The sequence below is a fragment of the Alkalispirochaeta alkalica DSM 8900 genome (assembly GCF_000373545.1).
Lineage (GTDB): Bacteria > Spirochaetota > Spirochaetia > DSM-27196 > Alkalispirochaetaceae > Alkalispirochaeta > Alkalispirochaeta alkalica.
In genome coordinates, this window is the sequence record NZ_KB891737.1 from 1 (window position 1) to 3010 (window position 3010).

Annotated in this window: 2 protein-coding genes; one reads left to right on the plus strand and one right to left on the minus strand. The window is 61.4% G+C overall.

The window, feature by feature from the left end; all coding sequences use genetic code 11:
- Window positions 1–1641: hypothetical protein (locus tag B071_RS17455; protein WP_040588396.1), on the plus strand; the 1641-nt coding region annotated here is incomplete at its 5' end.
- 53 nt (window positions 1642–1694) lie between these two features.
- On the opposite strand, the gene B071_RS0112040 is transcribed toward B071_RS17455, so the two are convergent.
- Window positions 1695–2636: a UDP-glucuronic acid decarboxylase family protein gene (locus B071_RS0112040; RefSeq protein ID WP_018527331.1), complete on the minus strand. Its 942-nt coding sequence runs from the start codon at window positions 2634–2636 to the stop codon at window positions 1695–1697.
- Window positions 2637–3010: the final 374 nt, after the last annotated feature.

Genomic DNA, 3010 nt, shown 5'->3' on the forward strand with positions numbered 1-3010 from the left:
AACAGCTCGCTCTTCACCGACCGGGTCCCGCCCGATTCCTCCTGGGACTACCGCGTCGTCGCCTACAACACCTACGGCGAGTCCCCGGGAGCAGACGCTCCTTCCTTCGAGGCTGGCGGGGTCTTCACCGTGACCTACCTGGGAGGCGATGGCTCCAGCGGCCCTCCCCCGGGTCCGGTGTACCTGATGGCCGGCGCCGACCCCCACGAGATACTGCACCCCCAGACCCTGCGCGGCCCCGGCCTGACAGGAGGCCACGAAGACTCGGGAATCACCCAGCGTTTCCTGCACTGGCGTGAGGGCGACGATGAGTACCAACCCGGGGATACCCTGGAGATTACCAGCGATATCACCCTCACTGCCAACTGGACCGAGGGTGACGGTGCGATCGGGAAGGTTGGCCCCGCCGGAGGGCTCGTCTTTTTTGACACCGATGACGAGGACGACCCCATGTACGAATCCACCCGCACCAGCACCCTGGTTGGGTGGCGCTATCTGGAAATCTCTCTGGAAGAGATCCCCCCACTCCCCTGGATCAGGAGTGGCATCGAGGCAGGAGCCCTCGAAAACCTCGAGTATATGGGAGAAATCGGAGGGTTAGCGGGGCTGGGACGGCACAATACCGCTGCGGTCATTACAGCCCAGGGAGACGAGGGAGAGTACGCAGCCCTGGCAGCCCAAAACTACGCGGGAGGAGGTTTTAGCGACTGGTTCCTTCCTTCGGCAAACGAGCTGAATATTCTTGATGCAAAGATCTTCCAGAATCCGGATCTTCGCACTTATGCGGGAATTGAGAACAACAGCTGGTTTTGGCGCTCCAACCTCGCCTCCACCGGCGATGGACATGCTGCAGCAGCTCTGTTCACTACTGAACCTGGCGTCACAACAGATCCTCCCCTGAACCAACCCCTCCCTTCCCCTTCCCGAGTCCGAGTGATCCGGGGCTTTGCAGGGCCCGACCAGACCTACATCGTCTCCTACGACCCCGGGCTCGTCGATGAGGACTGGGGAATGCACCTCTACATGGACCCGCCCCGGTTCCATAGCCAGGGTGATTCTGTGACCATTCCCGCCCAGATCCCATTCCCGGGCAGCAGCTCCTTTCTGGGATGGCAGGAAGTTGGAACGGACAGCCCCATGGATCTCATCGAGTGGGATGGCGAGAGTACTCTTCCAACCTTCACCATGCCCGGCAGGGACGTCCTTCTGCAGGGCCAGTGGGCCGCGAATCTGGTGATATTCTCCGAGACACTCGAGGAGATCCTTAACACCACAGATACGGTCTACTACGATCTTGTCGATGCCGATAGCTACACCGAAGGGACCCACGAGGCCTGGCTTGGGGGTACATGGGAAGGTAATCAGGACGATTTCGATACCTGGTACGAAGGCGTCCAGCTCCGCCTGAAAGACGGCGTGACGAACGTGGAGAAGACGGGTACCCGACCCCAGTTTGTGCCGGAAGCCCTGACGGGCCTTGCCCCGGACAAGCAATGGCGGATACTCCTCACCAGGTGGGATAATCGGGGGGAGACGCCAATGCAGCATAATGCAGCTCTCTCGGCCCCCTTCACACTCTCTGAAGGAGTCCCCCACATCCTCGATGGGGAAGACTTTGAGACTTGGAGCTGGGACAGCTAACCCCGGATCGGGCAGGCCTCCGGCCTGCCTAGACCTCCCCCGGCGGGCGGAGCCTACCGGGAGAGGACCCCATCGAACCAGGAGATCGTCTGCAGGAGACCCCGGGCAAGATCGGTGCGGGGCTCCCACCCGTAGAGGTGCCGTGCCAGGGAAATATCGGGACAGCGTCGCCCCGGGTCGTCCTCGGGCGAGGGTTGCGTGACCAGGCGGGACCGGCTGTTGGTAAGGTCAATGATCGCTTCGGCCAGGGCCCGGATAGATATCTCCTGGGGGTTTCCCAGGTTCACCGGCCCCGGAAAGGGCCCGCCCCCCAGGGCGCAAGCCAGAATCCCCTCGATCATATCGTCGATGTAGCAGAAAGACCGGGTCTGGGTGCCGCCGCCAAAAAGCTCGATGGGTTCATTCCGCAGGGCGCGCACAATAAAGGATGAGACAACCCGGCCGTCGTCGGGAGCCATCTGCGGACCGTAGGTGTTGAAGATCCGGGCCATGGCCAGGGACTGCCCCCGGTGACGGTGGTAGTTGATGCAGAGGGTCTCGGCGCAGCGCTTTCCCTCGTTGTAACAGGCCCGGCTGCCCAGGGGGTTCACCCGGCCCCAGTAGAGCTCGTTCTGGGGGTGGACATCGGGGTCTCCGTAGACCTCGCTCGTGGAGGCCTGGAAGAAGGACGCCTTCCAGCGCCCCGCACACTCCAGAAGGTTCATCGTTCCCAGAAGATTCGCCCGAAGGGTCCCCAGGGGGTCCCGCTGGTACTGCACGGGCGAGGCGGGGCAGGCCAGGTTCATGACCGCCTCGGCCCGGGGCAGCGATCCCCCGGAATCCGTCAGGTCCTGTTCCACCAGAACGAGGGCGGTCCTTTCCCGAAGATGATCCAGGTTATGACGAAACCCCGTTGAAAAATTGTCCGCACAGATCACGTCGTGACCCAGCCCCAGAAGCCCCTCACAGAGATGCGAACCGATAAACCCTGCCCCTCCCGCCACAAGAATTCTCATGGCCGGAGAGCCCTGTGAGATTCGGGAAACCTCGGGACCCTTCTCGGGAATGGTTTTCTTAAACGAAAAGCGCCCCCCGAAGGGGGATCAGCACTACGGACCCGCACCTGTCACCCCCCCGATAAGATAGATGGTTCAGTATAGGAAATTTTTCCCGCTCCGTGCAAAAATTCCATAGCCACCACGCCAGTTTTTTTCCTGGGCCATAGCATGCCCGGCGGGGAGAACCTATACTTGATAGTAAGGGATACCCCGACATGGGCCCCCCAGGAGGAACCCCATGACCACCTGGTACAAGAAGATAAGAGTCTACGCGCTCTGTTCCCTCGTCTTTGTCGCTGCCTGCAGCGCAATTCTTTCCCCCTTCGAGAAAT